Annotated in this window: 20 protein-coding genes; 5 read left to right on the forward strand and 15 right to left on the reverse strand. The window is 63.2% G+C overall.

Translation table 11 applies throughout. From position 1 onward, the window contains the following. Positions 1-128 precede the first annotated feature (128 nt). Together B015_RS0106540 and torT are read right to left on the reverse strand one after the other, a co-directional pair. Positions 129-2,495 (reverse strand): aminomethyltransferase family protein, encoded by a 2,367-nt coding sequence (locus tag B015_RS0106540; RefSeq protein ID WP_026226965.1) that lies wholly within the window; start codon positions 2,493-2,495, stop codon positions 129-131. A gap of 121 nt (positions 2,496-2,616) precedes the next feature. Then, positions 2,617-3,693, reverse strand: coding sequence for a TMAO reductase system periplasmic protein TorT (gene torT / locus B015_RS0106545; RefSeq protein ID WP_018426872.1), 1,077 nt, complete (start codon positions 3,691-3,693; stop codon positions 2,617-2,619). Positions 3,694-3,746: 53 nt separating this feature from the next. On the opposite strand from torT, the gene torS reads away from it, so the two are divergent. After that, positions 3,747-6,671: a TMAO reductase system sensor histidine kinase/response regulator TorS gene (gene torS, locus B015_RS0106550; protein ID WP_018426873.1), complete on the forward strand. Its 2,925-nt coding sequence runs from the start codon at positions 3,747-3,749 to the stop codon at positions 6,669-6,671. Positions 6,672-6,681: 10 nt separating this feature from the next. Here torS and torR read toward each other — a convergent pair whose 3' ends face one another. The 4 genes from torR to B015_RS0106570 all read right to left on the reverse strand — a co-directional run bounded on the left by torR (position 6,682) and on the right by B015_RS0106570 (position 10,966). Beyond that, complete coding sequence (gene torR, locus B015_RS0106555) at positions 6,682-7,410, reverse strand: two-component system response regulator TorR (protein ID WP_018426874.1); 729 nt, start codon at positions 7,408-7,410, stop codon at positions 6,682-6,684. A 132-nt stretch (positions 7,411-7,542) separates the two neighbouring features. After that, complete coding sequence (locus B015_RS0106560; RefSeq protein WP_018426875.1) at positions 7,543-8,610, reverse strand: hypothetical protein; 1,068 nt, start codon at positions 8,608-8,610, stop codon at positions 7,543-7,545. 131 nt (positions 8,611-8,741) lie between these two features. Next, positions 8,742-10,244, reverse strand: coding sequence for a histidine kinase dimerization/phospho-acceptor domain-containing protein (locus tag B015_RS0106565; protein WP_018426876.1), 1,503 nt, complete (start codon positions 10,242-10,244; stop codon positions 8,742-8,744). A gap of 29 nt (positions 10,245-10,273) precedes the next feature. Next, the gene (locus B015_RS0106570) at positions 10,274-10,966 is read right to left on the reverse strand and encodes a response regulator transcription factor (RefSeq protein ID WP_018426877.1); all 693 of its coding nucleotides are present in this window, start codon (positions 10,964-10,966) and stop codon (positions 10,274-10,276) included. A 361-nt stretch (positions 10,967-11,327) separates the two neighbouring features. Here B015_RS0106570 and B015_RS0106575 point away from each other — a divergent pair, with 361 nt between their 5' ends. From B015_RS0106575 to B015_RS0106585, 3 genes are all read left to right on the forward strand, one after another. Next, positions 11,328-12,281 (forward strand): ABC transporter substrate-binding protein, encoded by a 954-nt coding sequence (locus B015_RS0106575; protein WP_026226967.1) that lies wholly within the window; start codon positions 11,328-11,330, stop codon positions 12,279-12,281. A 103-nt stretch (positions 12,282-12,384) separates the two neighbouring features. Next, entirely contained in the window at positions 12,385-13,413 is a 1,029-nt protein-coding gene (locus B015_RS0106580; protein ID WP_018426879.1) for a glycine betaine/L-proline ABC transporter ATP-binding protein, read from the forward strand. Next, positions 13,410-15,398, forward strand: a complete 1,989-nt coding sequence (locus B015_RS0106585; protein ID WP_026226968.1) for an ABC transporter permease subunit — start codon at positions 13,410-13,412, stop codon at positions 15,396-15,398. Before B015_RS0106580 ends, B015_RS0106585 begins: the two co-directional genes overlap by 4 nt. A gap of 48 nt (positions 15,399-15,446) precedes the next feature. On the opposite strand, the gene B015_RS0106590 is transcribed toward B015_RS0106585, so the two are convergent. The 9 genes from B015_RS0106590 to B015_RS0106630 form a co-directional block, all read right to left on the reverse strand. Continuing rightward, on the reverse strand, positions 15,447-16,613 hold the full coding sequence (locus tag B015_RS0106590; protein ID WP_018426881.1) for a hypothetical protein: 1,167 nt from the start codon (positions 16,611-16,613) through the stop codon (positions 15,447-15,449). Positions 16,614-16,665: 52 nt separating this feature from the next. Continuing rightward, complete coding sequence (locus B015_RS0106595; RefSeq protein ID WP_018426882.1) at positions 16,666-17,898, reverse strand: amidohydrolase family protein; 1,233 nt, start codon at positions 17,896-17,898, stop codon at positions 16,666-16,668. Between the two features lie 23 nt (positions 17,899-17,921). Continuing rightward, a complete protein-coding gene (locus B015_RS0106600) occupies positions 17,922-18,896 on the reverse strand; it encodes an oligopeptide/dipeptide ABC transporter ATP-binding protein (protein WP_018426883.1) in 975 nt (324 codons plus the stop codon). Beyond that, positions 18,889-19,920 carry an ABC transporter ATP-binding protein gene (locus B015_RS0106605; protein ID WP_051091894.1) on the reverse strand — a complete coding sequence of 344 codons (1,032 nt, stop codon included), beginning with the start codon at positions 19,918-19,920 and terminating at the stop codon, positions 18,889-18,891. The genes B015_RS0106600 and B015_RS0106605 overlap by 8 nt, the downstream gene beginning before the upstream one ends. Before the next feature lie 70 nt (positions 19,921-19,990). Then, a complete protein-coding gene (locus B015_RS0106610) occupies positions 19,991-20,935 on the reverse strand; it encodes a succinylglutamate desuccinylase/aspartoacylase family protein (RefSeq protein ID WP_018426885.1) in 945 nt (314 codons plus the stop codon). A gap of 35 nt (positions 20,936-20,970) precedes the next feature. After that, entirely contained in the window at positions 20,971-21,810 is an 840-nt protein-coding gene (locus B015_RS0106615) for an ABC transporter permease (protein ID WP_018426886.1), read from the reverse strand. A gap of 4 nt (positions 21,811-21,814) precedes the next feature. After that, a complete protein-coding gene (locus B015_RS0106620) occupies positions 21,815-22,795 on the reverse strand; it encodes an ABC transporter permease (protein ID WP_018426887.1) in 981 nt (326 codons plus the stop codon). A gap of 226 nt (positions 22,796-23,021) precedes the next feature. After that, positions 23,022-24,563, reverse strand: coding sequence for an ABC transporter substrate-binding protein (locus tag B015_RS0106625; protein ID WP_018426888.1), 1,542 nt, complete (start codon positions 24,561-24,563; stop codon positions 23,022-23,024). 34 nt (positions 24,564-24,597) lie between these two features. Further along, on the reverse strand, positions 24,598-25,611 hold the full coding sequence (locus B015_RS0106630; protein ID WP_018426889.1) for a GntR family transcriptional regulator: 1,014 nt from the start codon (positions 25,609-25,611) through the stop codon (positions 24,598-24,600). Positions 25,612-25,804: 193 nt separating this feature from the next. Here B015_RS0106630 and B015_RS0106635 point away from each other — a divergent pair, with 193 nt between their 5' ends. Then, positions 25,805-26,788 carry an aldo/keto reductase gene (locus tag B015_RS0106635; RefSeq protein ID WP_018426890.1) on the forward strand — a complete coding sequence of 328 codons (984 nt, stop codon included), beginning with the start codon at positions 25,805-25,807 and terminating at the stop codon, positions 26,786-26,788. Positions 26,789-26,882 lie beyond the last annotated feature (94 nt).

A 26,882-nucleotide genomic window follows, 5' to 3' on the forward strand; every position in this document is an offset into this window, starting at 1 on the left:
GCGCAGTGAAGAATACTATACGAAGGTAGCCAGACATTTGGCCAGCGCCCTGGTTCCACCAATCATCCTGCAAGAAAAAAGCCCCGCGTTTGCGGGGCTTTTGGTTGTTGGCCAGAGGTTTGTTTGGCTTAGGACCGCGGGCGTTCCTTCTTGGGGTCGTAGTGGGCGAAGGGCACGATTTTTGCCGGCAGGCGCTTTTGCTGGCCGTCGAGCTTGCCGACCTCGACCTCGGTGCCGACCTCGGCATGGTGTGCCTCGACGCGGGCGAGTGCGATGTTCTTGTTGAGGATCGGCGAGCGCATCGACGAGGTGACGATGCCGATCTGGGCGCGGCCGATATGGACGCAATCACCATGGCCGACAGCGACATTGGCGTCGATGTCGAGGCCGACAAGCTTGTGGATCGGATTGTCCTTGCGCTTGATCAGCGCGTCGCGGCCGATGAAGTCGTCGGTCTTGGTCTTCAGCGGCACGGTGAAGCCGATGCCGGCCTCGAACGGGTCGGTCTGGTCGGAGAACTCGTAATTGGCAAAGATCAGGCCGGCCTCGATGCGCACCATGTCGAGGGCGGCAAAACCCATCGGCTTCAGCCCATGCGGCTGGCCCGCTTCCCACACCGCGTCGAAGACCTTTTCGGCATCGCGCGGATGGCACCAGACCTCATAGCCGAGTTCGCCGGTGTAGCCGGTGCGGGAAACGACGATGGGCACACCCGTCGCATCGCCGATGCGACCGATGGTGAAGCGGAACCATTCGAGTTCGGACAGTGCCGGCTGGTGCGGCGGCGTCCAGACGATCTCTTTCAGGATATCGCGGCTGTTGGGACCCTGTACCGCGATGTTGTGCATCTGGTCGGTGGAGGAGCGGACAAGCACCTTGAGGCCGAGCTTCTCCGCCACCTCGCGCAGCCACACACCGGAATAGTCGTCGCCGCAAATCCAGCGGAAGTTGTCCTTGCCGAGCCTGAGCAAGGTGCCGTCGTCGATCATGCCGCCATGCTCGTAGCACATGGCGGTGTAGACGACCTGGCCGACGCCGAGCTTCTTGACGTCGCGGGTCAGCGTGTACTGCATCAAAGCTTCGGCGTCGGGGCCGGTGACCTCGAACTTGCGCAGGGCGGAAAGATCCATCACCACCGCCTTGGTGCGGCAGGCCCAGTATTCCTCGATGGCGCCTTCCTTGGCGAACTCCTGCGGCAGCCAGAAACCCTTGTATTCGATGAAGTTGCGGGTGTGCTTGGCAAAGCTCTGATGGAAGGCGGTCTCGCGGGTCATCTTGGGTTCGGCCTCCGGGGTCGTGCGTCGGGCGATCGCGCGCTGGAATGTGTTGGCGCCGGAATAGGTCCGGACGTGGATGTCGGTGAGGTTCCAGCCATTGGATGGCGTGGTGTCGTCGGGGCAGGCGGAGGAGACGCAGACGATGTCGGTCAGGGCGCGCAGCAGCACATAGTCGCCCGGCCGCGACCAGGGTTCGTCCGAATACATCACGCCATGGGCATCGATGCCGGTGTTGAAGAAGAAGTTGACCGCCATCCAGCCAGCGCGGGCATTGACCCCATGGGGCGTGAGTGCGCCGTTGAAGTTCTCCGAGCAGTTGACGTGGCCGGGATAACCGATGTCGTCGTAATATTTGGCGTAGCAGGCGAGCGCAAACGCATCATGGCGGCCGCAGGTGTCCTGGATGACCTCGACCAGCGGCTCGAAATCCTGATCATAATACTTCGCATGCAGGCCCGGCATCGGATAGGCATGGCCCATCAGCGAGCGGGTGGCGGTGACGTCGAGCGCGAGGTCGCGGCCCTTGTCGAGCTTGCGGGCCGAGAAGCACTGGAAGTCGGTGCACTGGCGGCCGTCGACGTCGATGATCTGGATGTAGTCGCCGGCCTTGACGAAGAAGCTCTCGGCCGTCTTCGACTTGACCCTGAGATCGAGCACCGGCTCGGCGAGCGGATCGGGCAGGTCGGAACGGCCGGAGGCGGCCCGCACCGTTGCCCGCTTGATCATCACCACCAGCGGCGTCGAGGTGTCCTGGCCGTCGACCGCCATCGGGCTGCCGGGCGCGGCAACCACCAGCGACCCCGGGCGTGTGACGACAAAGCTCTCTTCGGTGCCGGCGGGCGTCGAGCCATCGAAGAAGCGCACCGCTTCGGCCCGGCCAAGCTCGAGCTTGCGGCGGGCGAGACCCAGACGGAACTTCTGCAGGCTGTCGTCGCCATCCACAAGCAGCGCCTTCAGGCCCGCGGCATCGCTGTTCGAACGCGTGCCCAGAATGCCCGGATCGGCGCGGCCGGCAGCGTCGAACGCCACCAATTCGCAGGCCTGGCCGCCCTCGAGATTGCGCACGCTCACGCGGTCGCCCGCCTCGATGTCGATCAGCGCCGCCCCCCGACCCGGCACATGATAGCGCTCCATGCCAGGCAAAAGCAGCCCTGGCTGAAGGATCAAGCTCGGCTGCGGCGGACCCGAGCGTACGGCGGGGTAGGTGTCACCTGTCATGGCCGTCACTGCCTCCTCGCAGCTTCCGCAAAATCCTCAGCATCAGGCTAGCGGCCGGCTGTGAACCAGTCCGCCGAGATACGTGAAATTAGCCATGCTTGTTGTGAAAAAATGTGACCGGCTACTGCACGTCGAAGGTCGGCTTGAACCATGCGGGGGCGAGGCTGCGTTCCAGGTCGAGCGACTGCACGTTCGTCCGGTCGATCACCTGGACCGGCGGACCGACATGGCGATAACGCAAAGTGCCTTCGATCGCACGGATGGCCTGGTCGATGGCGATGCGGCCTTGCAGGGGCGGAGAGTCCGTCGGCGCGGCAACCACCTTGCCCCGGTTGATTTCGCGGAACGTGCCGTGGGTGAAATAGTCGGCAAGGATCTGGACGTGGTTCGCCCGGCCTTGGGCTCTCAAGATACTGACGGCGGCATCGGCCGTTGGGGCGCTGCCGACGATGTAGTCGATGTCGGGCTGGGCCTCGAGCACTTCCTCGATCAGCAACAGTTGGATCTCGACGCCGGTGTCGCCCCATTTGACGGCGGCGATGTTTGCCGAACTCTGCTTCAGCGCGCGCTGGAAGCCGGCTTCGACGAACTTGACCCATCCCGCTCCCTTCGGTCCAGGAAACCAGGCGACGCTGACCGGCATGGAGCCGGCGGGATGCAGCCGGGCCAGATAGGCGCCGATGGACTGCCCCATCTCCTCCCAGGAGACGCCCGATTTCGCTGAAATCCCGGTATCGTCGATATCGTTGACCGCGGCGATGACAGGGATGCGCTTGGCGATCTCCTTGATCGTCGGCGTCAGCCCTTCATAGGATACTGTGCCAACGATGAGTGCATCGGCATTGGCGCTGCAATTGCGGATCTGCTCGATCTGGCGATCGAGATTGGGATAGCCGCCGGCCTCGACGACGGTCAGCTTGACGCCCGACGAACGCGCCTGCTCGACCATGCCATAGTTGACGCTGACCCAGTAGGAATCCTTGAGGTGAGGGTAGGAGGCGCAGATGCGCCATGGCTTTGCCGCCTTGGCGACCGGTTGGTAGTCGATGGTTGCCGGTTGTCTCGAATAGTCGAATGGCGGCTCCCAGGCATTGAGCGTCCAGCTCGTCTCCGCCGCTCCGGCAGAATGGGCAATACCGCATGCCAGGAGGGCGGTCGCGAACAGGCTCAGACGCTGGCAGCCAGGAGATGCGTACATCGCCTTACGCTAGACACCTTCCGCAGGCAGCGCAAACCATGGTTATATGAGCCATGCTTCATAGGTTCGGCATCGGCGGGAGGCTGTTTCTCGCCTTCCTGTGCATCACTGGCCTGTCCCTGACCTCCGGCATCGTCAGCTGGCTGATCCTGCGCAACATTGCCGATGCGCAGGCCGTGGTGAACGCCCAGGCGCTGCCGGCGGTGGCGGCGACCCAGCGCACCGCCGAACTCAGCGCCAAACTGATCGCCACAGCACCCGCCCTTGCCGCGGTGCGCTCGCGCGACGAGCTTTTGGCCGAGCAGGCCAAGCTTGCGACGCTGTCACAGGAGATCGTCAAGTCGCTCGCCGAGGTCAGGCAGCTTGCTATCGACCCTGACCTTGTCGAGACCTTCGCCGGTTCGGTCGAGAAGATGCTGGCGAACCTGAAGCAGAACAACGAGCTGGTGCGCCAGCGTCTCGACGAAGACAAGGCCTATCGCGACGGCGCCGAGGCGGCCGCGGCTGCGGCGCAGTCGATTTTGCTTTTGTCGGAGACGCTGATTTCCAACGCTTCTGCCGGCGCATCGGCGGTGACGGCAAATCTCTACGGGCTGATCGGCGACCCGACGCGCCGCGAGGATGCCTACACCGCCCTCGACCGGCTGATCGAGCACGACATCTACCTGATGGAGCGCATGTACGAATTGCGCCACCGTAGCGCCCAGGTCAGCCTTTTGATCAACCGGCTGAGCCGGGCTGAATCGAAGGCCGAAATCAATGAGATCAGCGGCATTTTCCAGGACCATGTAAAGGTCATCCGGCGACGCATCCTCAGCATCGACGACCCGGTGCGGCGCAAGCAGGGCGTAGAACTGTTTGGCGCAATCGAGGCGGCAGCGGGCGATGTGCCCGTTTCAGGCTCGATCTTCGGTCGTCGCCAGCGGGTCGTCGATCTCGCCGGCAGCCTCGACGCCATGGCTCAGGCCAACCGCGATCTTGCGGTGACGCAGAACCAGGTTGCCAGGAACATTCTCGACCGTTCCGACGAGTTTGCCAGGACGACGGCCGAACGCGCCGATAACGCGGTCCGTATCGGCGTTGTCGTGCTCGTTGTCACGTTGCTCGTCGCGATCCTGGCTTCGGGCGCAATCGTCTGGTTCTATGTCGAGCGCAATCTCGTCCGCCGTCTCAGCGGGCTGTCACGCGCAATGCAGCGGCTGACAGCGGGCGATCTCGACGTCACGGTCACCGATACGGGCGACGATGAGCTGCGCACCATGGCGGTCGCCGTCAACCAGTTCCGCGACGAGTCGCGACGGCGCCTCGAGCTTGAGCAGGATCGCGAGCGAATTACCGACGAACTCAGGCGCCACCGCGAAGAGCTGCAACAACTGGTCGAAGAACAGACCGAGCAGATCCGGCTGGCCAACAGGCGCCTGCGCCAGGAAGCAGTCGACCATGGCGAGGCAAGAGCCCGCGCCGAGCAGGCGAGCAGCGCCAAGTCGGCCTTCCTGGCCACCATGAGCCATGAAATCCGCACGCCGATGACCGGCATGCTCGGCATGATGCGCCTGCTGGCCGACAGCAAGCTCGGCCCCAAGCAGCGCGAGCATCTGTCGGTGGCGGCCAGCTCCGGCGAAGCACTGCTCGGCATTTTGAACGCCATTCTCGATTACTCGAAGGTCGAGTCGGGCAATGTCGAGATCGAGAAGGTCGATTTCGACCTGTCGAAACTAGTCACGGGGGTGGTCGCCTTCATGCGGCCGATGGCGATCGAAAAAGGCCTCGAGCTGAGGCTGGAAATCGATCCCAAGCTCGGCGCAGCCTTCACGGCTGATGCCGGCAAGATACGTCAGATCCTGTTCAACCTGGTGAGCAACGCGATCAAGTTCACCGAGCATGGCCACGTCCTTGTCGGGGTCAAGGTGGCGGCCAATCGCAAGGAAGCGCAGACGGTGCGCCTCGCCGTCTCGGATACGGGGATCGGCATTTCCCGCGAGCGACAGGAAGACGTCTTCCAGCCCTTCACCCAGATGGACGCCTCGATCACGAGGCGCTTCGGCGGGACGGGGCTTGGGCTTGCTATCAGCCGCGAATTTGCCCGTCTGATGGGGGCGGAGCTTGCGGTCGCCTCGCAGCCCAGATCGGGCAGCACGTTCACGCTCGACATGCCTCTGCGCAAGGCCAAGGCCGCCACCCTGTCAGCGGAAAAGCATCGCCATGCGCGCAAGACGTTGCCGACGGCATGCAAAATCCTCGTCGTCGAGGACGACGATGCGACGCGGCTGGTCTCGACGACGCTGCTGACCCGGGCCGGTCACCATGTGACGGCAGTGAGTTCGGGCTATCTGGCTCTCGAAGCGATCGGCGAGTTCAGACCGGATGTCGTGGTCATGGATGTCAGCCTTCCCGGCATCGACGGCATCGAGACCATGGGCCGCATCCGGACAGAACTGTCGTCGCCGGAATTGCCCGTCATCGCCATGTCCGCGCATGTGTTCAAGACCGACATCGAGCGTTATCTGGACGCCGGTGTCGATGCTTTTGTTGCCAAACCCATCGTGCATGAACATCTGCTCGATGCGGTGGCGTCTCTGGCCGGTCGCACGGTTCCGCCCGCGGGTCCCGATGTGGCCGCCATCGATGTCGCTGCCTGCAAGGCCGACGTGAAGGCGCTTGGTTCGGAGGCCGTATGGCGGCTTCACCGCATTGCCCATGACAGCCTGCCGCGCCGTTTCCAGTCGATGCATGATGCGCTTGCCTTAGGCGATCGCGAGGCTTTGCGCGATCTTGCTCATGCCACGCGCAGCACCGCCGGTTCACTCGGCTTTCCGCGCCTTATGAAGGCGGCGGAAGGGCTGGAGGCCGCTGCCGCGCAATCGCCCGTTGGCGATCTGGGCGGCATGGTCGCAGCCTGCGAAGCGGCCTTTGTCGAGGGCTCGCGGCAATGGGAAGCGATGCTGGAGACTGTTGCTGATCCGGCGCATCAGGCCTGAGGACCTGGGATCAGTTCATTCCCAGGGCGTGCTGAGCGGCGTCCGGGGCGAAGAAGTAGCCCTCGCCATGGGACGTGACGATGATGCGCGGCGTGCGCGGATTGTCCTTGAGCTTCTGCCGCAGACGCCTGACGAGCACGTCGACGGTGCGGTCGCTCGCATCCCATTCGCGCCTGGAAATCTCGTGCAGCAGGCGCTCGCGCGACAGAACTTGCCCCGGATTGGCCGTCAGCACCGCCAGGAGCTTGAACTCGGCACCTGTCAGTTCGACGAAGGTGCCGTCGGATGCCTGCAGTGTGCGGCGCGCCACCTCCAGCGTCCAGCCGTAGAAATGGCGCGTGCCTGATGCCATCGGCGGCAGCCGTCCCTTGCCGACGCGGCGCAGCAGCCCCTTCACCCGGGCCAGCAATTCACGGTGCTCGACCGGCTTGGTGACGTAATCGTCAGCCCCGATCTCTAGCCCGACGATGCGGTCGACGGTATCTGTTCTTCCGGTGACCAGGATGATGCCGACATCGGAGCGTTCGCGCTGTTCGCGGGTGAGCTTGAGACCGTCCTCGCCGGGCAGGTTGATGTCGATCATCAAAAGGTCGGCCGGGTGCCTGCCCATGATGGCGCGCATCTGCTCGCCGTCGCCCGCCTCGCTGACCTTGTAGCCTTCGGCCAGGAAGTAGCCGGCAAGCTTCGCCCGCGTGACCGGGTCGTCTTCGACGATCACGATGTGATGCTGAACCCGCATGCCATCTTATCCTCCCGACTTTTGTTGACATCATTTCACAAGTCGGGCCACGCGGGCAACGGCGGAAGGAGCCAGCGCCGCACTTGTCATAGCGTCGCCGGCTTCTGCCATCACGGCCTGTGATCTGTCACGTCAGCCCTTCTTTGCCGAGAAGCAGGGCAGGACGTCCTCTTCGAAGTAGGGCTCCTGGTTGACCCAGAACATATAGCCGACCTTGAGGAAATCCTGCGCAAAGGCATGGAGGCTTGGCACCAGGTTCAAGCGCTTTGCCACGATGTTGGTCGAGCCTGTTTCGCCGACATAGTTGCCGTCCTGCACGGCAATGCCGAGCGGCACGGTGAACTTGCCTTCATGCATCATCGCCAAAGCATGGTTGAGTTGGCCCTTCTTCTTGTACATGAGATCAGGAGCCCCCATGCCGACGCCGATCTTGTCGCCAAACTCGTAGATCCCGCGCAGATATCCCTTGTCCTCCCACGGTAGCCATTCGCCGGGCATGAAGTTCGCGTAGAGCATGGTCGTCGACGTTGGGAAGGCGGCTTTCATGGCTTGCATGTTGGTTTTGAGCGCTGCCACATATTTGTCCGGGGTAAAGGACGAATCCGTCTCCGGTGTAACGCCGATTGCCGTTTCCTGAAGGTTGATGCCCTCGACAACACCGTCGAACTGCTTGCCGAGCGCTGCAAGCAATGCCGCAAAACGCGCCTGGACCCTGGCGTTCCAGCGCTTGGCAACCCAGCCTTCGACGGCTCCATCGTCGCTACGTTGCGCGGTGACGCCGCCGCCATATTCGTCCTTCACCAGATAGTCGGGCACCGGCTTGTACTCGGGAGAGAACGACGCATCCTGCAACTGGATGAAAAGCCGCTTGCCGTGTTTGGTGAGGTAGTCGATGTCGGACTGGATCAGCGAGAAATCGTATTGTCCCTCAGTCGGCTCAAGCTGGCGCCACACATACATGATCTGCGCACCAGTGAAGCGATTGCTGCTCAGGAAGGCATGGTCGCGGATCGCCTCGCGATCCCGGCTGAAGTAGACGAAATGCTCGATCTTGTCCGCCGGCAGCGGACATGCCGCATCAGTGTATTGCTTGTAGGCGTTCTCGTATCGATTGGCGGGATTGTCCCAGGCCATCGAGGATGTGGCGGCAATCGCGGCGCCAAGCGTCACGACAGCGCCAAGAAGACGTTTCAACTTCATAGGTCTACCCTTGAGTGGATCGGGGCCTGAAGGCCCGCTTGCCCTCAAATGTCTAGTTTGTGGATGAGGCGCTTTCGCCGTCCAAGTGGTGCAACCCGCGTGCAGATACTGTGCAGAGCCTCCGACGGGAGCTAGCCGAACGCGATCTCGAAAACGGCACCGCCCGGAGCAGCAACCGGCGTCAGCCGCGCGCCATAAAGGTCCAGGATGGCCACCACGATGGCCAGGCCAAGGCCCGTCCCGCCGTCTTCCCGGTGCGTGGTGAAGAACGGTTCAGTCAACCGGCCAAGATCGATGTCGGCAAATCCCTCGCCATTGTCTGAAAGTCGAAGTGCCCGGCCATCCCAATTCAGCTCGAGCCTGGTCGCCCCATGATGGCGGGCATTCCCCGCCATGTGCGCCAGTATTGTCTGTCCATGCGCAACCGACAGCGGCAGGATGGCATCCGGGGGAGCCAGGTTGATGTCGAGCCCGGCAATCTCTGGCAACATGTCCTTCGCCCGGCCGGGCTCGCCGCGCGCGCTTTCGCGAGTCCTCGTCATGTCGCGGAGCTGGTGGAGCAGCAGATCCATCCGCTGCCCCTGGGTCTTGATGCTGCTTACGAGGCTTTGTTGTGCTTCATCGGACAGGTGGCCGTCCTCGAGCAACTCGGCAGCACCCATGATCGAGGTCACCGGTGATTTCAGCTCGTGGGTGACGTGGTTGGTGTAGATGCCGATTTCTTTGCTGCGCCGCGACAGCGTGCCAGCCATGGTGATGACAGCCTCGCCAAGTTCGGCAATCTCCCGCATGCCGTAGTGGCCGAGCGGAGCAAGCTCGGAATGGCCGCCATCGGCGACCATTCTTGACTGGTCGCGCAGGGCGCGGATCGGCCGGAGCATCGTCCGCACCAGCAACGTTCCGACGACAGCGGCGCTCAACAGCGTCACGGCCGCCAGGACAATCAAGGCGATGCGCTCTCCGGCGAAATACTCCGACAACCTGGGAGCGGTCCTGGACAAATAGACCGCGCCGATGACCCTGTTGTGGCTGATGACGGGATAGGCAACCATCACCCTGAAGCCCGTCCCGCCGCCAAGCACAGCCAGGCGAAACCGCGAGCCCGCGTCGCTCCGCCAGCGCAGGGCAGCGCCGACATCGCCTTGCAGCGCCTGTCGAACTTCCGGCACCGTGGCAAAGCTCGCAGGCGCGGGCGCGAGCATGTCAATGCCTTGATGGTCCAGGAAAACGACCGTCGAAAGCGTCGTCCGGCTGGCGTTGTCGGCCAAGGCACCCAGCTCAGGCGCAATCCTGAGATATCGCGGGTCGAGTTGCTCCGTGGTGGGCACGGCATCTGGACGGACAGGCTCGACCACATCCTGACGAAGGTTCAGGAGCGGTTGAAAGGTTCGTGACCTGGCGCTCCAGAATATGCGCTTGGGCGGCGGCAGATAGTATCCTGGTATGAGCGCTTCGCCTTCAGGCGAAGCGGCCTCGAAAGCGACGACATAGGCGCCGGCATAGATGGCCGCTTGCTTGATGAGCGACGCCTCCGTCTCATTGACCAGCCGGTTTGTTCCGATCTGCAACGCCAGCGTCGTCGCGATCGGCACCGCAAGCAGGCTTGCACAGACGATCGACACGACCTGTGGCATGGATGGCCGCCATTTGCGTGCTATCCTGCTCACGCTGCGCCGGGCCCGGCAACGCAATTGCCAAGCCGCAGGCCCACGCCTCTTACGGTCTCGATCACATCGGAATAACCAAGGAGCTCGGCCTTGGCGCGGATGTTGCGCACATGGCTGTCCACCGTGCGTCCTGACAAGGTGTTGTTCCCGCCATAAGCCTTGTCGATCATGGTTCCACGGCCGACGACGATCCCGGGTTGCGCCGACAGGATTTCCAGAACCGAAAACTCCGTTGCCGTCAGCGGCAGATCCTTGCCGGCAAGAGAGCAGATGTGGCGTCCGCTATCGAGGCTTAGGTCGCCGTGCCTCACGATGCCGCCTGCCTGCTTGCCTCTTGCCAGTATGGCCTTGATCCGCAGCAGCAATTCTCGCGGCGAAAACGGCTTGCTGACATAGTCGTCCGCCCCAAGCTCGAATCCGACGATCCGGTCGACTTCGTCGTCATGCGCTGTCAGGAAGACGATTGGAACATGTGAGTTTGCGCGGATGGCCTTGCAGCATTCGATGCCTCCCATGACAGGCATTCCAATATCGAGCACCACCAGGTCGGCGTGGTGTCGTTGTAACTGCTCCAGGGCCAGGCGCCCATTGGCAGCCTGCTGGACGTGCATGCCCGCTCTTTCCAGCGCAATGCCGATCACGTTGCGGATGTCCGGGTCGTCATCAACAACGAGAATGTTGGGGTTCATAGAGCGATCACCAAGAAGACATGCCTGTAGATGGCCGAGATCAGCTTCTTGTATCGAAGCGTGCGGTTGCAAGCCAAGGACTGTCCGGCAGTCTCGAATATAAAAATGCGAAGATGATGGCGCTTCCGCGCTGGTCCTAGCCCTCGGCTGGAAAAATGGTCTGGGGGCTTCGTCGCATGACCTGACCCGGCTCTTTGTTAACATTATTTCACAAGTCGGCTCACGACTTTTACACCCCGGGCGACACCGGTTCACTTCTCGCCGCTATCTTGCGGGAATGGAGCGGAAACGACCCGGCACGAAGAGGCCAGCACCCCGCCTTCCATGGGAACAATCGCAACACACAGGAACGGGAGGTTCAATGACGAATTTCACCAAGTCCGCAACTATGGCCACGATGATGGCTTTTGCGGCAGGCACAGCATTCGCCCAGGATTCCACCGACGTCATCAAGATCCCGACCCACAACTGGTCGAGCCAGATCGTCGGTGCCCATATCGTCGGCAAGCTGCTCGAGAAGGGTGGCGCCAAGGTCGAATACGTCTCCGCCGACAGCCAGGTCGTCTACACCGCGCTCTGCGAAGGCGATGTCAGCCTCGTGCACGAAGTCTGGGAAGGCGCCTTCGGCGTCGCGTTCCAGAAGGTCGTCAAGGAAGGCTGCGTCATCGATGCCGCCACCCATGACGCCAAGACGCGCGAGGAATGGTGGTACCCGACCTATGTCGAGGAAGTGTGCCCCGGCCTGCCGGCATGGGAGGCACTGAACGCCTGCGCCGACAAGTTCGCGACCGCCGAAACCGCGCCCAAGGGCCGGTTCCTCGGTGGCCCCGTCGACTGGCTCAAGCATGACGCCGAACGTGTCGAGGCACTCGGCATGAACTTCGAGGTCGTCAATGCAGGGTCGTCGGCGGCGCTGTGGGCTGAACTCGACTCGGCGGTCAAGCGCAAGGAGCCGATCGTCCTGTTCAACTGGACGCCGAACTTCGTCGAAGCGCTCTACGACGGCAAGTTCGTCGAGTTCCCGGCCTATGATCCCAAGTGCAAGGACGATCCGTCCTGGGGTTCCAACAAGGAGCTGAGCTACGATTGCGGCAACCCGAAGGACGGCTACCTGAAGATCGCCGCCTGGAAGGAATTCCCGACCAAGTGGCCCAAGGCCTACGCCATTCTGCAGAAGATCAACTTCTCCAACATGGACATCGCCGTGCAGGCGAAGCTCGCCGACATCGACAACATGGAGCCCGAGGCGGCGGCCGACAAATGGCTGGCCGACAACGAGGCACGCTGGAAGGCCTGGCTGGGTTCGGCCAGCTGATCCCGCATCCATCCGTCCTGTCATGGCGTCGTGACGCCCGCGCAAATGCGGGCGCCACCTTGCCGCGCATACCCATCGGCCCCTGGCGAGAGGCAGCACCGACATGTCCGAAGCGAAAATCGCATGCCGCAACCTGTGGAAGCTCTATGGCTCCGATCCTGCCGGCTTCCTGCGCCGCCAGGCCGACACGCCGTCGGTCGAAGCCATCCGCGGCGAAGGTTACATCCCTGCAGTCCGCGACGTCTCATTCGAGGTGATGCCTGGCGAGATTCTTGTCGTCATGGGCCTTTCGGGCTCCGGCAAGTCGACGCTGCTGCGCTGCCTTGCCCGCCTGATCGAGCCAACTTCAGGCGAAGTCATGTTCGAAGGCCAGGACATCCTGGCCGCGTCCGAGCGTGAGCTGATTGACCTCAGGCGCCACAAGATGGGTATGGTCTTCCAGCATTTCGCCCTGCTGCCGCATCGCACCGTGCTCGACAATGTCGCCTTTCCCCTGCAGGTCCGCGGTACGGACCGGCAGAAGCGCGAGGCCCGCGCCCGCGAGGTCATCGAGCTGGTCGGGCTGAAGGGTCGCGAGGGCTACTATCCGCGCGAGCTTTCCGGCGGCCAGCAGCAGCGTGTCGGCATCGCCCGCTCGCTTGCCGTCGGCCCCGACGTCTGGTTCCTCGACGAGCCGTTCTCGGCGCTCGACCCGCTCATCCGCCGCGAGATGCAGGACGAGTTCCTGCGCCTGCAGAAGGTGCTCAACAAGACCATCGTCTTCATCACCCATGATTTCGACGAGGCGATCCGCGTCGCCGACCGCATCGCCATCATGAAGGATGGTGTCGTCGAACAGCTTGGCACCGCGGAAGAGCTGGTCACCTGCCCGGCCACGCCTTACGTCGCCGAATTCACGCGCAACGTTCCCCACGACCGCCTGTTGTCGGTGCGGTCGGTCATGGCACCTGCGTCGTCCCGCACGCCCGATGGGGCGGCAGTTCAAGCCCAGGCGCTTCTGGCCGACGTCGCCCGCCAGGTGCTGTGCTCCGAGCGCCCGGTCGACGTCATCGACGATGAAGGTGCGCTGGTAGGTTCGCTCAGCCGGGACAGCCTGATCGACGCTCTCTACGGCAAGGAGCAGTGCGCATGAGCGCGGCGGCTTTGTCCCGACCGGTGGAGGTCGAGCCGCGCAAGCCGTTGGCCACTCTAACCAAGCCGCTGCTCGTGGTTCTGCCCTTCGTCGTGCTGCTGCTGGTCGCCTCGCGGCTGCCTGGCTGGGCTGTGCAGGTGCCCAAGGGTTGGACGATCCCCTTTGTCGACTGGGCCAATACGCTGATCGGGCATCTCCGTGACGACGCCATCTTTGGGCTGTTCTCGTTCAGGGACCTGACGCGCGGCGTAGCCGAACTGATCACCTGGCCGCTGGCCTTCGTCGAAGGCATCTTCGTCTCGGGCTTTCCGAAGATCGGCGTCGCGGCCTTGCCATGGGTCATGATCTCAGGCTTGGCCGGCGTGTTGGGCTGCTACCTCAGGGACTGGCGGCTTGGCGCACTGGCGGCGATCTGCGTCGCTTATATGGCGATCTTCGGCAAGTGGGAGCTGTCGATGATCACCTTGTCGGTGGTGCTGGTCGCGGCCCCCATAGCCGGTCTCATCGGTTTCGGCATCGGCATTCTCGCAGTGAAGAAACAGTGGTTCGAAGCGCTCATCGTGCCGCTGCTCAACGTGCTGCAGTCGTTGCCGCATTTTTCCTACCTGATCCCCATCGCCGTGTTCATCGGGGTCGGCCACAAGGCCGGTGCGATCGCCACCGTCATCTTCGCAATCCCGCCTATGGCCCGGCTTACCATCCTTGGGCTGAAAGGCGTCGCCGAAGAGGTGCGTGAGGCGGGCAAGATGGCCGGCTGCACCCGCTTCCAGACCTTGTGGCTGGTCGAGATACCGTCGGCCCGCCAGTCGCTGCTGGTCGGCGTCAACCAGGTCATCATGCAGTGTCTTGCCATGGTGGTCATTGCCTCCTTCGTCGGTGCGCGCGGTCTCGGACACGATCTCCTGTTCAGGCTGCAGGCATTGAAGATAGGGCAGGCGCTGGAAAGCGGCGTGGCGATCGTCCTGATGGCAATCACGCTCGACCAGCTGAGCCGTGCGGCCGCCTACAAACAACCCTCGCATGTGGCGCCCGACGCCACCTTCCTGCAACGCTTTCCATTTCTCAGCGCCACGGCGCTGGTCGTTGTCGGTTCGCTCGTGCTGGCGCAGCTGACGCCCTATGCACAGGCCTGGCCGTCAAACCTTGCTCTCAGCACAGCACCCTTCTGGGACGCGCTGGTCGACTGGGTCACGGTCACGCTCTACGACCCGCTGCAATATCTGCGCAATGCCATGCTGCTCTATGTATTGATCCCCGTGCGCGACCTGTTTCAGAGCATTCCCTGGACGGCGATGGTCGCGCTGGTCGCGGCCGCCGGCTGGTCGCTGGGGGGGCTGCGCCTGGCGCTCGTCGTCGCAGGCTTCGTTCTGTTCATCGCCTTCGCCGGCTACTGGGAGCGGTCGCTGATAACAGCCTACATGGTGACGGTGGCCGTGCTGATCTGCATCCTGATCGGCCTGCCGATCGGCATCTGGGCATCGCACAGCGAGCGCCGTACCGGCATCGTCAAGCTTTTGTGCGACACCTTCCAGACCTTTCCATCCTTCATCTACCTGATCCCTGTGATCATGCTGTTCAAGGTCGGCGACGTCGCCGCGATCTCGGCGATCATCATCTATGCCATGATCCCGATCGTGCGTTACACCATCTTCGGCCTGCGCAACGTGCCCGAGGATATCGTCGAAGCCGGCATCACGTCGGGCTGCACCCGGCGCCAACTGCTGTGGAACATCCGCATGCCGCTCGCCTTCCCGGAGATCATGCTCGGCATCAACCAGACGATCATGTTCGCTCTGTTCATGGTCATCATCGCGGCCTTCATCGGCACCAAGGACATCGGCCAGGAAATTTTCCGGGCGCTGACCTTCAATGATGCCGGCAAGGGCCTTGTGCTCGGCCTCTGCGTGGCCTTCATGGGACTCACCGCAGACCAGCTAATCACGGCCTGGGCAGCCAGGCGGAAAAGTCGGCTCGGTCTGGCTTAGCGCAAGGTTCTTTTGGCTAGCCGGTAGGCAGAGCTGGCTGCCTGCCGTTCAGCTCTTCCAGAACGTGCGCAGCGTTTCCGGCGTGTGCATGTTGGCGTAGAGGTAGTGCCAGAATTCGGGACGGCGCTCGCGCTCAACTGACTTCCAGACGTCATACACTGCGGTTTCGCCGCACCAATAGGCGTAGACGAACGGCGCCCGCAGGCCGTGGTTGAGGAAGGAGAGCCGCCCTCGGACGGTGGCCTCGGTCTGGAACCCGGCCTCCGCAATGACAGGCACGATCTCGTCGAGCGTCTTGTTCATGTGGTGCAGCATCCAGGCAGCATTGCAGCGCAGGGCGCTTCGCAGTCGTTGCAGCGTTACGGCCAGCTCGTCATCAGGCGTGTCGACCCAGTTGAGGAAAAACAGGCCATTGTCGGCAATGCCCTCGAACAGGGCGCTGCTGGCCGAACTGGTCACCACCTGGGCGCCGTCGAGCGGCATCCGCCCTTCGGCGACGTATCGCTGGCGCAGGGCAAGATGGACGAGGTGTCCGGGGAAGGCTTCGTGGCAGGCCAGATGCTTGAGGGCGTATCGCGTGTATGGAAAGTCCAGGTTGAGCAGCAGCCGACGCGCCGGGTAGTCGCAATAGGCCGAGAACGGGACTGATTGGACCGCGACCGGTTCGAGCCATTCCTGCTGCATGTCATACATCAGGGCGCTGGTTCGGCTGCGCGCCTCTTCGCCATAGCCGCGCAAGACCTGCAGGACGCCGTCAGGAGAAACCCTGTTGTCTTCTTCCCAGCGCCCCAGATCTTCCGCCAGCGACGAGCCGACGTAACCAAGCTCGTCCAGCTTTTCCCGGATCGTTCGAACATAGCCGTCGAGCACCGACTGCGGCACCATCTGCGTGTCGACGCGAAGCTGGCGCCGCAGGCGTTCGGCGAAGGAAATCTCCTTCTCCTCAAAGGTGGTCACCAGCGCCAACAGCGAGTCGATCATCTCCGCGAGGTAGGCCCGGCGCAGTTCGCTTTCAGCTTCACCAGGCAGGCGAAGGGCGAGGTCATGGAGTGCCTGGGCAGCCTCTGCGTAGCTGCGCAACGACAAGGGCTCGACGTTTGCCACGGCGACAGGAATGAGGCCTTCCTTGTTCAGGAAACCGTCGCCGCGCGGCGTTGTCCTGTACAGCCGGTCGACGCCGGCGGTAATCGCGGCAAGTTCATGTCCCAACAGCATCACATTCCTCACAAATCCGAAGCCCTGCGGGCTCGCAGCGGTGGCAGCTCGATCAGAGCCGGTTCTTGACCAGGCGTCCGTTGGCCATGATGGCGCTCATATGCGCGCCGTCGCCCTGGAGCAGCCCGATATCGGCCAGCGGGTCGCCATCAATGACGAGCAGGTCGGCATAAGAGCCTGGAGCGATCACGCCGGCCTTGCCGGTCAGGCGGCACAATTCCGCACCGACGACGGTCGCCGAACGGATGATCTCCGCAGGCGAGAGAACCTTGGCGAGAAGCTCGAACTCCATGCAGTAATACTTGCGCAACTGGCCGAGCAGGTCGGAACCGAAGGCCATTGGCAGTCCCGCATCGCGCATGATTTCGAGCGAACGCAGCCCGCCTTGGCGCACGATCTCGATCTTGGCGAATTCGTCGGCACCCAGGCCCAACTCTTCGCCATCGAGGGCGAGCGCGTCATAGGCAACCAGCGTGGGCACAGCGATGCAGCCTTTTTCGGCAGCCAGTCGGGCGGTATCCGCGGTGATCAGGTTGCAGTGCTCGAGCGAATGGACGCCGAGCTCGACGACGCGGCGGATGGCGGCGTCGGTGTAGACATGGGCCGATACGTAGAGCCCGGCATTGTCGGCTTCTTCGACGATTGCCTCCAGTTCGGCACGCGAGAACTGCAGCGAGTGGATCGGGTCGTTGGGTGAGGAAACCCCGCCATTGGCCATGACCTTGATGAAGCGGGCGCCGCTCTTGATCATCTCTCTTGAGACGCGGCGCACATCGTCCACGCCGTCGACGATGATGCCCATCGAGCCCAGGCGGTCGGACATGATGCCGGGACGGTCGTCGGTGCGTTGGCGCAGGTCGCAATGGCCGCCTGTCGTCGACAGCCCCTTGCCGCAGATGACAAGCCGCGGCCCGTCGATCAATCCTTCTTCCACGGCGCGCACCAGTCCGTGATCGGCGCCGCCGAGATCGCGGATCGTGGTGAACCCGCGCATGAGTGTTTCGGTCATCACTCGTGCCGAACGCAATGCCGCGAGCGATGACGGCGCGATGGCGTTTGACCAGAGATCAAGAGATTCCGCCACGACATGCATGTGGCAGTCGATCATTCCCGGCATCAGCGTGCGGCCGCCGAGTTCTATCTCCTGCGCGTCGGAAGGGGCGGCGATTGAGGGCGCGACCTCAAGGATATTGCCGCCGCCCACCAGCACCGCAAGTCCGTCGAGAAGTTTGCCGTCGACGGCGTCGAGAACCTTGCCGCCGGTGAAGAGATAGGTCTGGGTCATGGATGTCGTTCCGGCAGTTTGGATCAGCGGTGGTGGCAAGCCAGCATGCGACCGTCATCGCGCATGCCGAGCTGTGGTTCGGTCGTGCGGCAAACCTCCGATGCCAGCGGGCAGCGCGTATGGAAGGCGCAGCCGGAAGGTTTGTTGGTGGCACTAGGAATGTCGTCGTTCGACGCCTTGAATTGATGGCGCTTGCGCGGGTCGAGCGACGGTGCCGAGCGAATGAGAAGCTCGGTGTAGGGGTGCGTCGGATTGGCAAAGATCGCGGCCTTGTCGGCGATCTCGACGATCTTGCCGAGATACATCACCGCGACGCGATGGGAGAGGTATTCGACGACGCCGAGATCGTGGGAGATGAACAGGAAGGAGATGCCGAGGTCGCGTTGCAGATCGGACAACAGGTTGAGGATCTGCGCCTGGACCGACACGTCGAGCGCCGAAACCGGCTCGTCACAGACGATGACGTCGGGGTTGAGAGCAAGTGCACGTGCGATGCCGATACGCTGGCGCTGGCCACCGGAGAACTGATGCGCGAAGTTGCCGGCCTGATCGGGACGCAGGCCAACCCGTTCCATGAGTTCGACAACACGCGCTGCGCGCTCCGAGGGCGTTCCGACCTGGTGGATATCGAGCGGCGCGCGGATGATGTCTCGCACGCGATGACGCGGATTGAGTGACGAGAACGGATCCTGGAAGATGATCTGTACCCGCTTGCGGTAGGATTTGAGCGCGGCGCCGCGGAAGCCGCTGACCGTCTGGCCATCGAATTCGACCTTGCCGCCGGTGGATTTTTGCAGCCCCATCAAGGCAAGGCCGGTGGTGGACTTGCCGCAGCCTGACTCGCCGACAAGGCTCAGCGTCTCGCCACGGCGAAGTGAAAAACTGACGCCATCGACCGCGCGGACAGCGCCGACGACGCGGCTGAACACACCGCCACGGATGGGGAAATGCACCTTCAGATCACTGACTGCCAGCAGCGGTGCGGATGTTTCAGCCATTGGCATGAGCGACCTCCCAGCAGGCGGCAAAGTGGCCTGGCTGCTTTTCTTCGAATTCCGGCCGCTGCTGATGACAGCGCTCTGTGGCCTTGGGGCATCGTGGAGAGAAGGCGCAGCCGGAAGGCAGATCCCAGAGCGGCGGCACGGTGCCTGTTATGTCGACCAGGCGATCGCCGACGGCAGCGCCGGCGTGCGACCGCGGAATGGCGCCAAGCAGGCCGAGCGTGTAGGGATGCATGGGGTTGTCGAAGAGGTCGGTGGCCGACGCCTCCTCGATCCGGCGGCCGGCATACATGACGACGACGCGATCGGCGACTTCGGCAACGACGCCGAGATCATGGGTGATCATCACCAGAGCCGTGCCCAGCCGCTTCTGAAGGTCCGAGATGAGCCCCAGGATCTGGGCCTGGATGGTCACGTCGAGGGCCGTGGTCGGCTCGTCAGCCACGAGAATGCGTGGCTCGCAGACCAGCGCAAGTGCAATCATGGCGCGCTGGCGCATGCCGCCGGACAATTCGTGCGGATACTGACGGGCACGGCGTTCCGGATCGGGCATCTGCACCAGGCGAAGCGCTTCGATGGCGCGCTCGAAAGCCGCGCGCCGTCCGAGATTGCGGTGCTGGCGAACCGCTTCGGCAATCTGCTCGCCGACAGTCAGCACAGGATTGAGCGCCGTCAACGGCTCCTGGAAAATCATCGCGATCTTTTCGCCGCGATAGTCCTCGACGGTTCGCCGATCGAGCGCGAGCAGGTCCGCCCCGTCGATCACGATGCTGCCGCCGGTCACGCGTGCCGCTTCCGGAAGCAGACGCAGCAATGACAGCGCCGTCATCGACTTGCCGCAGCCGGACTCTCCCACGATGCAGACCGTCTCACCCGGCGCGACCGACAGCGCCATGTCGGAGACAACAGCAAACGAGCCTTGGCTGGTTCGAATGCTGATCTCAAGGTCGCGCACGGTAAGCACCGGGCGCGCCAGCACCGTGGATGCTGGCTGGGGACTGATGGCGGACGTGTGGCTCATCTTGCTCCGTTCCTTGCTGGTGAAGCGGGGAGGGCCCGACGGCGCTCCCCGCTTTCGAGGTCTTCGCCGGTCAGTCGGTCGCACCTTCCAGATTGCCGACCATGAAGCCGTAATCGCCGGACTCGACCAGATTGCGCGACAGGTGCGAGAGGATCATGACGCCGTTGTCGTAAGGCGACGGGATCTCTTCCAGCGTCTGGAACGTGTAGGGGCTGACGACGCGGCCGAGCAACTCGCCCTTCTTGATCGTTTCGCCGAGTGCCGGCGACAGGGGCTCGAGCCATCCTGCCTGGGTGGGGCGGATGCCGGCGATCTCGTTGACGACAATCTGCTTGGGCGCAGGCCTGACGTCGCCCGGGATGACACCCTTGTGGCGCAGCATGTTCAGCACGCCGTCGACGGTGCGCTTCACATACGGGGTCTGGTCGACGATGCCGCCGCCGAGCTCGACGACGACAGAAGAAATGCCGCGCTGGTCGATGGTCACGGCCTTGGTCGTGCCGTCGAAGGACGTGCCTTCCTTGGACTCGGTCGGGCGATAGAGGACCTTGGAGCCGAACGAGCGCGACAGGGCCTCGTCATTGAGAATGTAGATGTAGTCGACGGTCGGCCGGTCGGTGCCGGAATGAAGGTCGATGTGGAGGTCGATCTTCTCAAGGAAATGCTCGCTGATGGCCTTGGCCAGCTGCTGCGTGTAGGTGCCGCGCGCGTTGCCGGGAAATTCGCGGTTGAGGTTGAGCTCGTCCAGCGGCGTGAAGCGACGGTTGAGAGCCATGGCGCGGGCATTGGCAACGGGCAGCATGAGGATCCTGCCCTTCAGCGGCGTGTCGACGAGGATCCTGAACAGTTCCAGTATTGCCTGCGAGCCGGCGTTTTCGTTGCCGTGAATGGACGCCGACAGGCCGACGGTGGGGCCGTCCTGCTCGCCGACCAGCTCCTGCATGTAGAGCGCTGCATCGGAGCCGTCGGCGTGGGTGGTGAACTTGTGCACCACGGTGTTGATCTTGTTAGCCATAAGCACTTTCCTTGGTTTTTGCTGCGGTCGGGACTTCAGGATTTGCCGCCGCGGGAGAGTTGGCGAGGATCAAGGACATCCCTGAGACCATCGCCGAGGAGGTTGAAGCCGAGCACGGTGACCATGATGGTCGCGCCCGAAATGATGGAGAGCCATGGCTCGTCGCGGATGAACTTGGTGCCGTAGGCAAGCGTCCAGCCCCAGGTCGGTGTGGGGGGCGGGAGGCCGAAGCCGAGGAAGCTGAGCGCGGATTCGGCGATGATCGCGGTTCCGAGCCCCAGCGATGCCAGCACGATGATGGGGCCGATCGCGTTTGGAAGGATTTCCTTGAACAGGATGCGGCTTGGCCGTGCGCCGAGTGCGCGCGCCGCCTGAACATAATTCTGCTCGCGCAGGACAAGCGTGGTGGCGCGAACGACGCGTGCATATTCGGTCCACGCAACCACGATCAGCGCGAGCGCGACGTTGATGACGCCCGGCCCGAGGATTGCGACGATGGCGAGCGCCAGCACGATCGCCGGGACGCCGAGGAAGATGTCTGTGATGCGCATCAGCACAAGGTCGACCCAGCCGCCGAAATAACCGGCCACAAGCCCGACGATCGTGCCGAGGATGGCAGAACATGTTACGGCGATGATGGCGATGGTCAGCGAGACGCGGGCGCCCCAGACCAGGCGAGACCAGAGGTCGCGGCCGAAATTGTCGGTTCCCAGCAGGTGCTGGATTGACGGTCCGGCAAAGCGGTTGCGCATGTCCATCTGCTCGACGCCATGGGTGGCGACAGCAGGGGCGAAGATCGCAAGCAGGATGATCGTCACGGTGATGGCCGCGCCGACCACCAGGGACGTGTTGCTAAGGGCCTTTGGCAGCTTCATCGGATCAACCCAGGCGAATGCGCGGATCGACCGCGGCGTAAAGGAGGTCGACGACCAGATTGACCAGCGCGAAGATGATGGCGAAGGTCAGCACGATGCCCTGGATGAGCGGGAGATCGCGTTGCGAGATCGCCGAAATGGTCAGCTGGCCGAGGCCCGGCCAGGCAAAGATCGTTTCCGTCAGCACGGCGCCGCCGAGCAGGGCGCCGAAGCGCAGCCCGATGACGCTGAGGACCGGCAACAAGGCGTTGCGCAGGGCGTGCCGGACGATGACGCGCGGCCGCCGAAGCCCCTTGGCATAGGCGGTGCGGATGAAGTCCTCGCGCAGGATTTCGAGCATCGATGTCCTGACGAGCCGCGAAATGATCGCTGCGGAATTGACCGCAAGCGCAAATGCCGGCAGCGCAATGTGCGACAGCGATTTGACGAGCACCTCCGGCCTGCCCGAGAAGGCGGCAGCGAGAGCGTCGAGCAACGGTTCGCCACGGCCGATGGCCGGCAGCCAGCCGAGATTGACGGCAAACAGCAGCATCAGCAGCAGGCCGAGCCAGTAGACCGGCATCGAAACGCCGAGCTGGGCGAGCAGCATCGTCGCCGTGTCGATGATCGAACCCTGCCAGATCGCGGAGATGACACCGAGCACCAGCCCGATGATTGTCGCCAGCAGCAGGGAGACCACAGCCAGCTCGATCGTCGCCGCCAGCCGGCCGGCGATGATCGTGGACACGGCCTCGTTCTGGAAGATGGACTGACCCATGTCGCCATGCGCAAGCGCCGCGAAATAGTCCCACAGCCTGATGTACCACGGGTCGTCGAGGCCGAGATTGGCGCGCAGCGTGGCAATGGCTTCCGGCGTTGCTTCCTGTCCAAGCAGAACCGAGGCAGGATCGCCGGGGATGATGAGCAACAGGGCGAAGGTTACCACCACCATGCCGATGGCAAGCGGTATCAACAGCAGCAGCCGGCGTATGATGTAGGCAATCATGGTGTCGGTCCTTTTGTCCGGCGCCGGAAAGGCGTTGTTCCGGTCAGACGTCAATGGTCGTGGCTGTCCGGTTGTGGCCAGCCAGAGACCGGCAAGCCCGCTTGATCGGACTGGCAGTCAGTCCGGGCAAAAGTCCGTCGCCGCCATTTGCAGCACGGATTCGCGGCGTTGCCCTTCGCTGCGGTCGATCGCCGGCCAGCGCAGACGCGCTGGCCGGCGATCGGGCTCAGTCGGCAAGGCCGATCAGTCCGCGCAGATAGCCACGCGGCGTTGCCTGTACCTCGGTCGGCATCTTCTTCTGGTAGAACATCTGGTAGCCCTGATCGGAGACCACGAAGTAGGGCAGGTCCTTGGCCAGGATCGTCGCCGCCTTCTGGTAGGCTTCGATCCGCTTGGCCTGGTCCAGCGTCGAACGCCCGGCGTTCAGGAGCGTGTCCACCTCGGGGTTGGAATAGCCGCCCCAGTTGGTCGGCCCGCCAGTGGTGAACTGGGCATACATCAGCCGATCAGGATCGACGATGTTCAGCCAGCCGAGCAGGGCGATCTGGTGCTTGCCCTGCTGTACGTAGTTGGTCGAGAAGCTGGGCCAGTCGGAGATCTGCGCCTTGGCTTCGACGCCGGCCTGCTGGAACACCGCCTGCATGAACTCGAGCGTCTGGACGCGATTGGGGTCTTCACTGTGCGTGGCCAGGGTCACCGTCAACGGCTTGCCGTCCTTGTCCAGGATGCCGTCGCCATTGCTGTCTTTCCAGCCGAGTTCGTTGAGCAGCTTGACCGCGCCTTCGACATTGAAGGTCGGTTGCTTGATCTCGGCCGAGTAGGCCCATGACGCCGGCAGGATCAGCGACGAGGCAACCTGGTCGACGCCTTGGTAGATGTCGTTGACGATCGTCTGCTGGTCGACCAGCATTGACAGTGCCTGCCTCATCTTCGGCTCGGCCAGCAGCGGGTCCTTGGTGTTGAAGTTGAGGTAGGTAACGCCCAGTCCTGCCATCTTGATGTTGCCGAAGCGGTCGTCACCGGCCAGGCGGGTGATGTCCTGTGGCGACAGCGGCGACTGGATCACATCGAGATCGCCGGCCTCGAAAGCCTGTGCGCGGGCCGAGTTGTCGCCGATGATCTTCAGCGTCACCTTGTCGACCGTCGGCGCGCCACGCCAGTAGTTGGCATTGGCCTCGAGCACGATCTCACTGCCGCGGTTCCAGCTTGTCAGCTTCATCGGACCGGCGCCAACGGGCTTGGTCGAGATGTCCTGGCCGCTTTCGGCAGCTTTCTTCGAGACGATGCCGACGTCGAGATAGGTCAGCAGCGGCGCATAGGGGGCCGACAGCTCGAACTTGACCGTCTGGGCGTCGACAGCGGTAACCGCCTTGACCGGGGTGAATAGTGCGCGGATCGGCGAGCTGAAGTCGGGCTTCAGCAAGGTCGTGTAGGTGAACACCACATCGTCGGCTGTCAGCGGCGAGCCGTCGGAGAACTTGAGATCAGGGCGCAGCTTGAAGATGAAGGTCTGCGGATCGGGCGTCTCCCAGCTTTCGGCCAGGTCGGGAACCGGCTCCAGCTTGGGCGTGATGTGGACCAGGCCGGCATAGACGAGATCGGCAGCGCGATAGGCTGTCGAGTCGCGAGCCAGTCGCGGATCGAGCGTGCCGGCGTCAACGTCGGTTCCCACCACCAGTGTGCCGGCAGCGAAGGCCGAGCCGGCACCGATTGAAAGTGCAGCTATCGTCAGGCCGATGGCGCTGACAGTCGACAGAAAAGTTCTCATTCCCCAACCTTGTTGTTTTGCGTTTGGATTTTGCTCACTTGCCGGAGGGCTCGGCCGAGCCGTCGTTGCCGGCAACTTTTGCCTGTCTCAGCTCGCTCAGATACGGAACGAGCAGGTTCTCGACCGACGCGGGATCGGGCGCATGACGATATTCGAAACACGGGATGCCGGGCCGCACGAGTTCGGCGACATGGTCGGCACCGGTTGCGTAGATGACTGCATCCGAGCCGGCGATGATCTCGCGGACATCGGGGGCGGCAGACCAGGTCACCTTGATCTCGGAGACGTGCGGGGCGTATTCGCGCACGCTCGGCCGCATGACGGCAATGTAGTCCTGCAGCTGGGCGATCGCTGCGACGCGAGAGCGCGGGTCGAGCAGCGCCAGCGCCTGCCGCGTCTGGCCCGACGGGATGAAGCGCAGTGCCAGGATGTTGGCCTCAGGCACGATCTCGCGCAGCTCAAGCTCACGGTTGAGGAAGGTCAGCACCAGGTCGGCTTCGAGGCAGGCTTGTCGCGACGCTTCGTCGGCGCGCAGCCCGTCCATGGTCAGAAGCGAAATCGTATCGCCCGAAGCAAACACCGGCCGGATCTGCTCGATGTAGTCATAGCCGGGGCCCTCGAACATCGCCACGAAGACGACATTGAGGCCGGCCTTGGGCCTGCGCAGTTGCGACTGGGCGTTGAGCATCGACACCAGCGTCGCTGTCGGCACGCCGAGCCGCTCGGCTTTGCCAAGCAACACCTCTATGTCGATGCGCAGGGCCGATGCCGGCGCCGTGTCGGCCACGATGTTGTAGGTCTTGTGCGCAACGAAGGCGCCGAGCCCCTGGCGCATCTCGATGAGGCCCGCATCGCGCAGGCGCTGGTAGACCGCCGCGACCGTCATCGGCGCGATGCCGAGATCGGAAGCCAACTGGCGGACCGACTGCAGCTTGGTGCCGTGGGGCAGGTCTCCGAACGACAGCGCATAGTTCAGCAGGCCATGAAGCTGCGTCCCGACGGGGACGGGCAGGGACTTGTCGATACTGGACGCGTCGATGCTGAACACGTGTACTATCCAATTGATACACTGAACGATAACACCGAGATCGTGCTGCGCAAGATGCTAATTTGCGAATGCGCTGATTTTTTTGAATCTGCCGAAAACCTATTGATCTCAGATATTTCGTAGCCATAAAGAGATCTCAGATGGCAATAATCGTAAAAATCAGACCCGGGCGATCGGCTGGAAAGGTGTACTAATGCAATATGTCAATCTCGGCCGTTCCGGCTTGAAAATCTCGCGGATCGCACTGGGCTGCATGTCGTTCGGTTCGTCCAAATGGGCGCCTTGGGTGCTCGACGAAGAGGCGTCGGCGCCGATCATCTCGAAGGCGGTCGAGCACGGCATCAATTTCTTCGACATGGCCGACATGTATTCGGCCGGCGCCTGCGAGGAGGTCGTTGCCAAGGTGCTCAAGCCGCTGGTGCCCCGACACAAGCTGGTGCTTGCGACCAAGCTCTACAATCCGATGAGCGCGGATCCGAATGACCGTGGCCTGTCGCGCAAGCATGTATTCGAGGCGGTCGATGCCAGCCTGAAGCGACTGGGCACCGACTATATCGACCTCTATCAGCTGCATCGCTTCGACTATGAGACGCCGCTCGAGGAAACGCTGGATGCGCTCGACGACGTCGTCCGCGCCGGCAAGGTCCGTTATCTCGGTGCGTCGTCGATGCACGCCTGGCAGTTCATGAAGGCCATTGGCCTGCAGCGCCAGCACGGCTGGGCCCCGTTCGTGTCGATGCAGCCGCACTACAATTTGATTTACCGCGAGGAAGAGCGCGAGATGCTGCCGCTCTGCCGTTCGGAAGGCGTCGGCGTCATTCCGTGGAGCCCGCTGGCGCGCGGTCTGCTGGCCGGCCGTCGCACCGGCGATGAAGCGGCCACCGTCCGCGCGAAGACCGATGCCACGGCGAAGGCGCTCTACGATCGCACGCGCGATCAGGACAATGCCGTGATCGACGCCGTGCGCAAGGTCGCCGAGCGGCACGGCAAGCCGATGGCACAGATCGCTTACGCATGGGTGGCCTCGCGTCCCGGCATTTCCGCGCCGCTAGTCGGCATCTCCAAGCTGCGCCAGTTCGACGATGCGATCGCATCACTGGACATCGAGCTTACGGACGCAGACGTGGCCGAGATGGAAGCGTCCTACGGCCCGAAGGCTGTCGCCGGCCACGTTTGACCGCGTCATCGGCTCTGAGGTGACTTAGCCGCGCCAGGTGATGATTGGCATCCATCATCGCCTGACGCTTTGGCGGTCTTGTTTGGGCCGCTGT

This window comes from Hoeflea sp. 108 (genome assembly GCF_000372965.1).
In the GTDB taxonomy this organism is placed as follows: Bacteria; Pseudomonadota; Alphaproteobacteria; order Rhizobiales; family Rhizobiaceae; genus Aminobacter.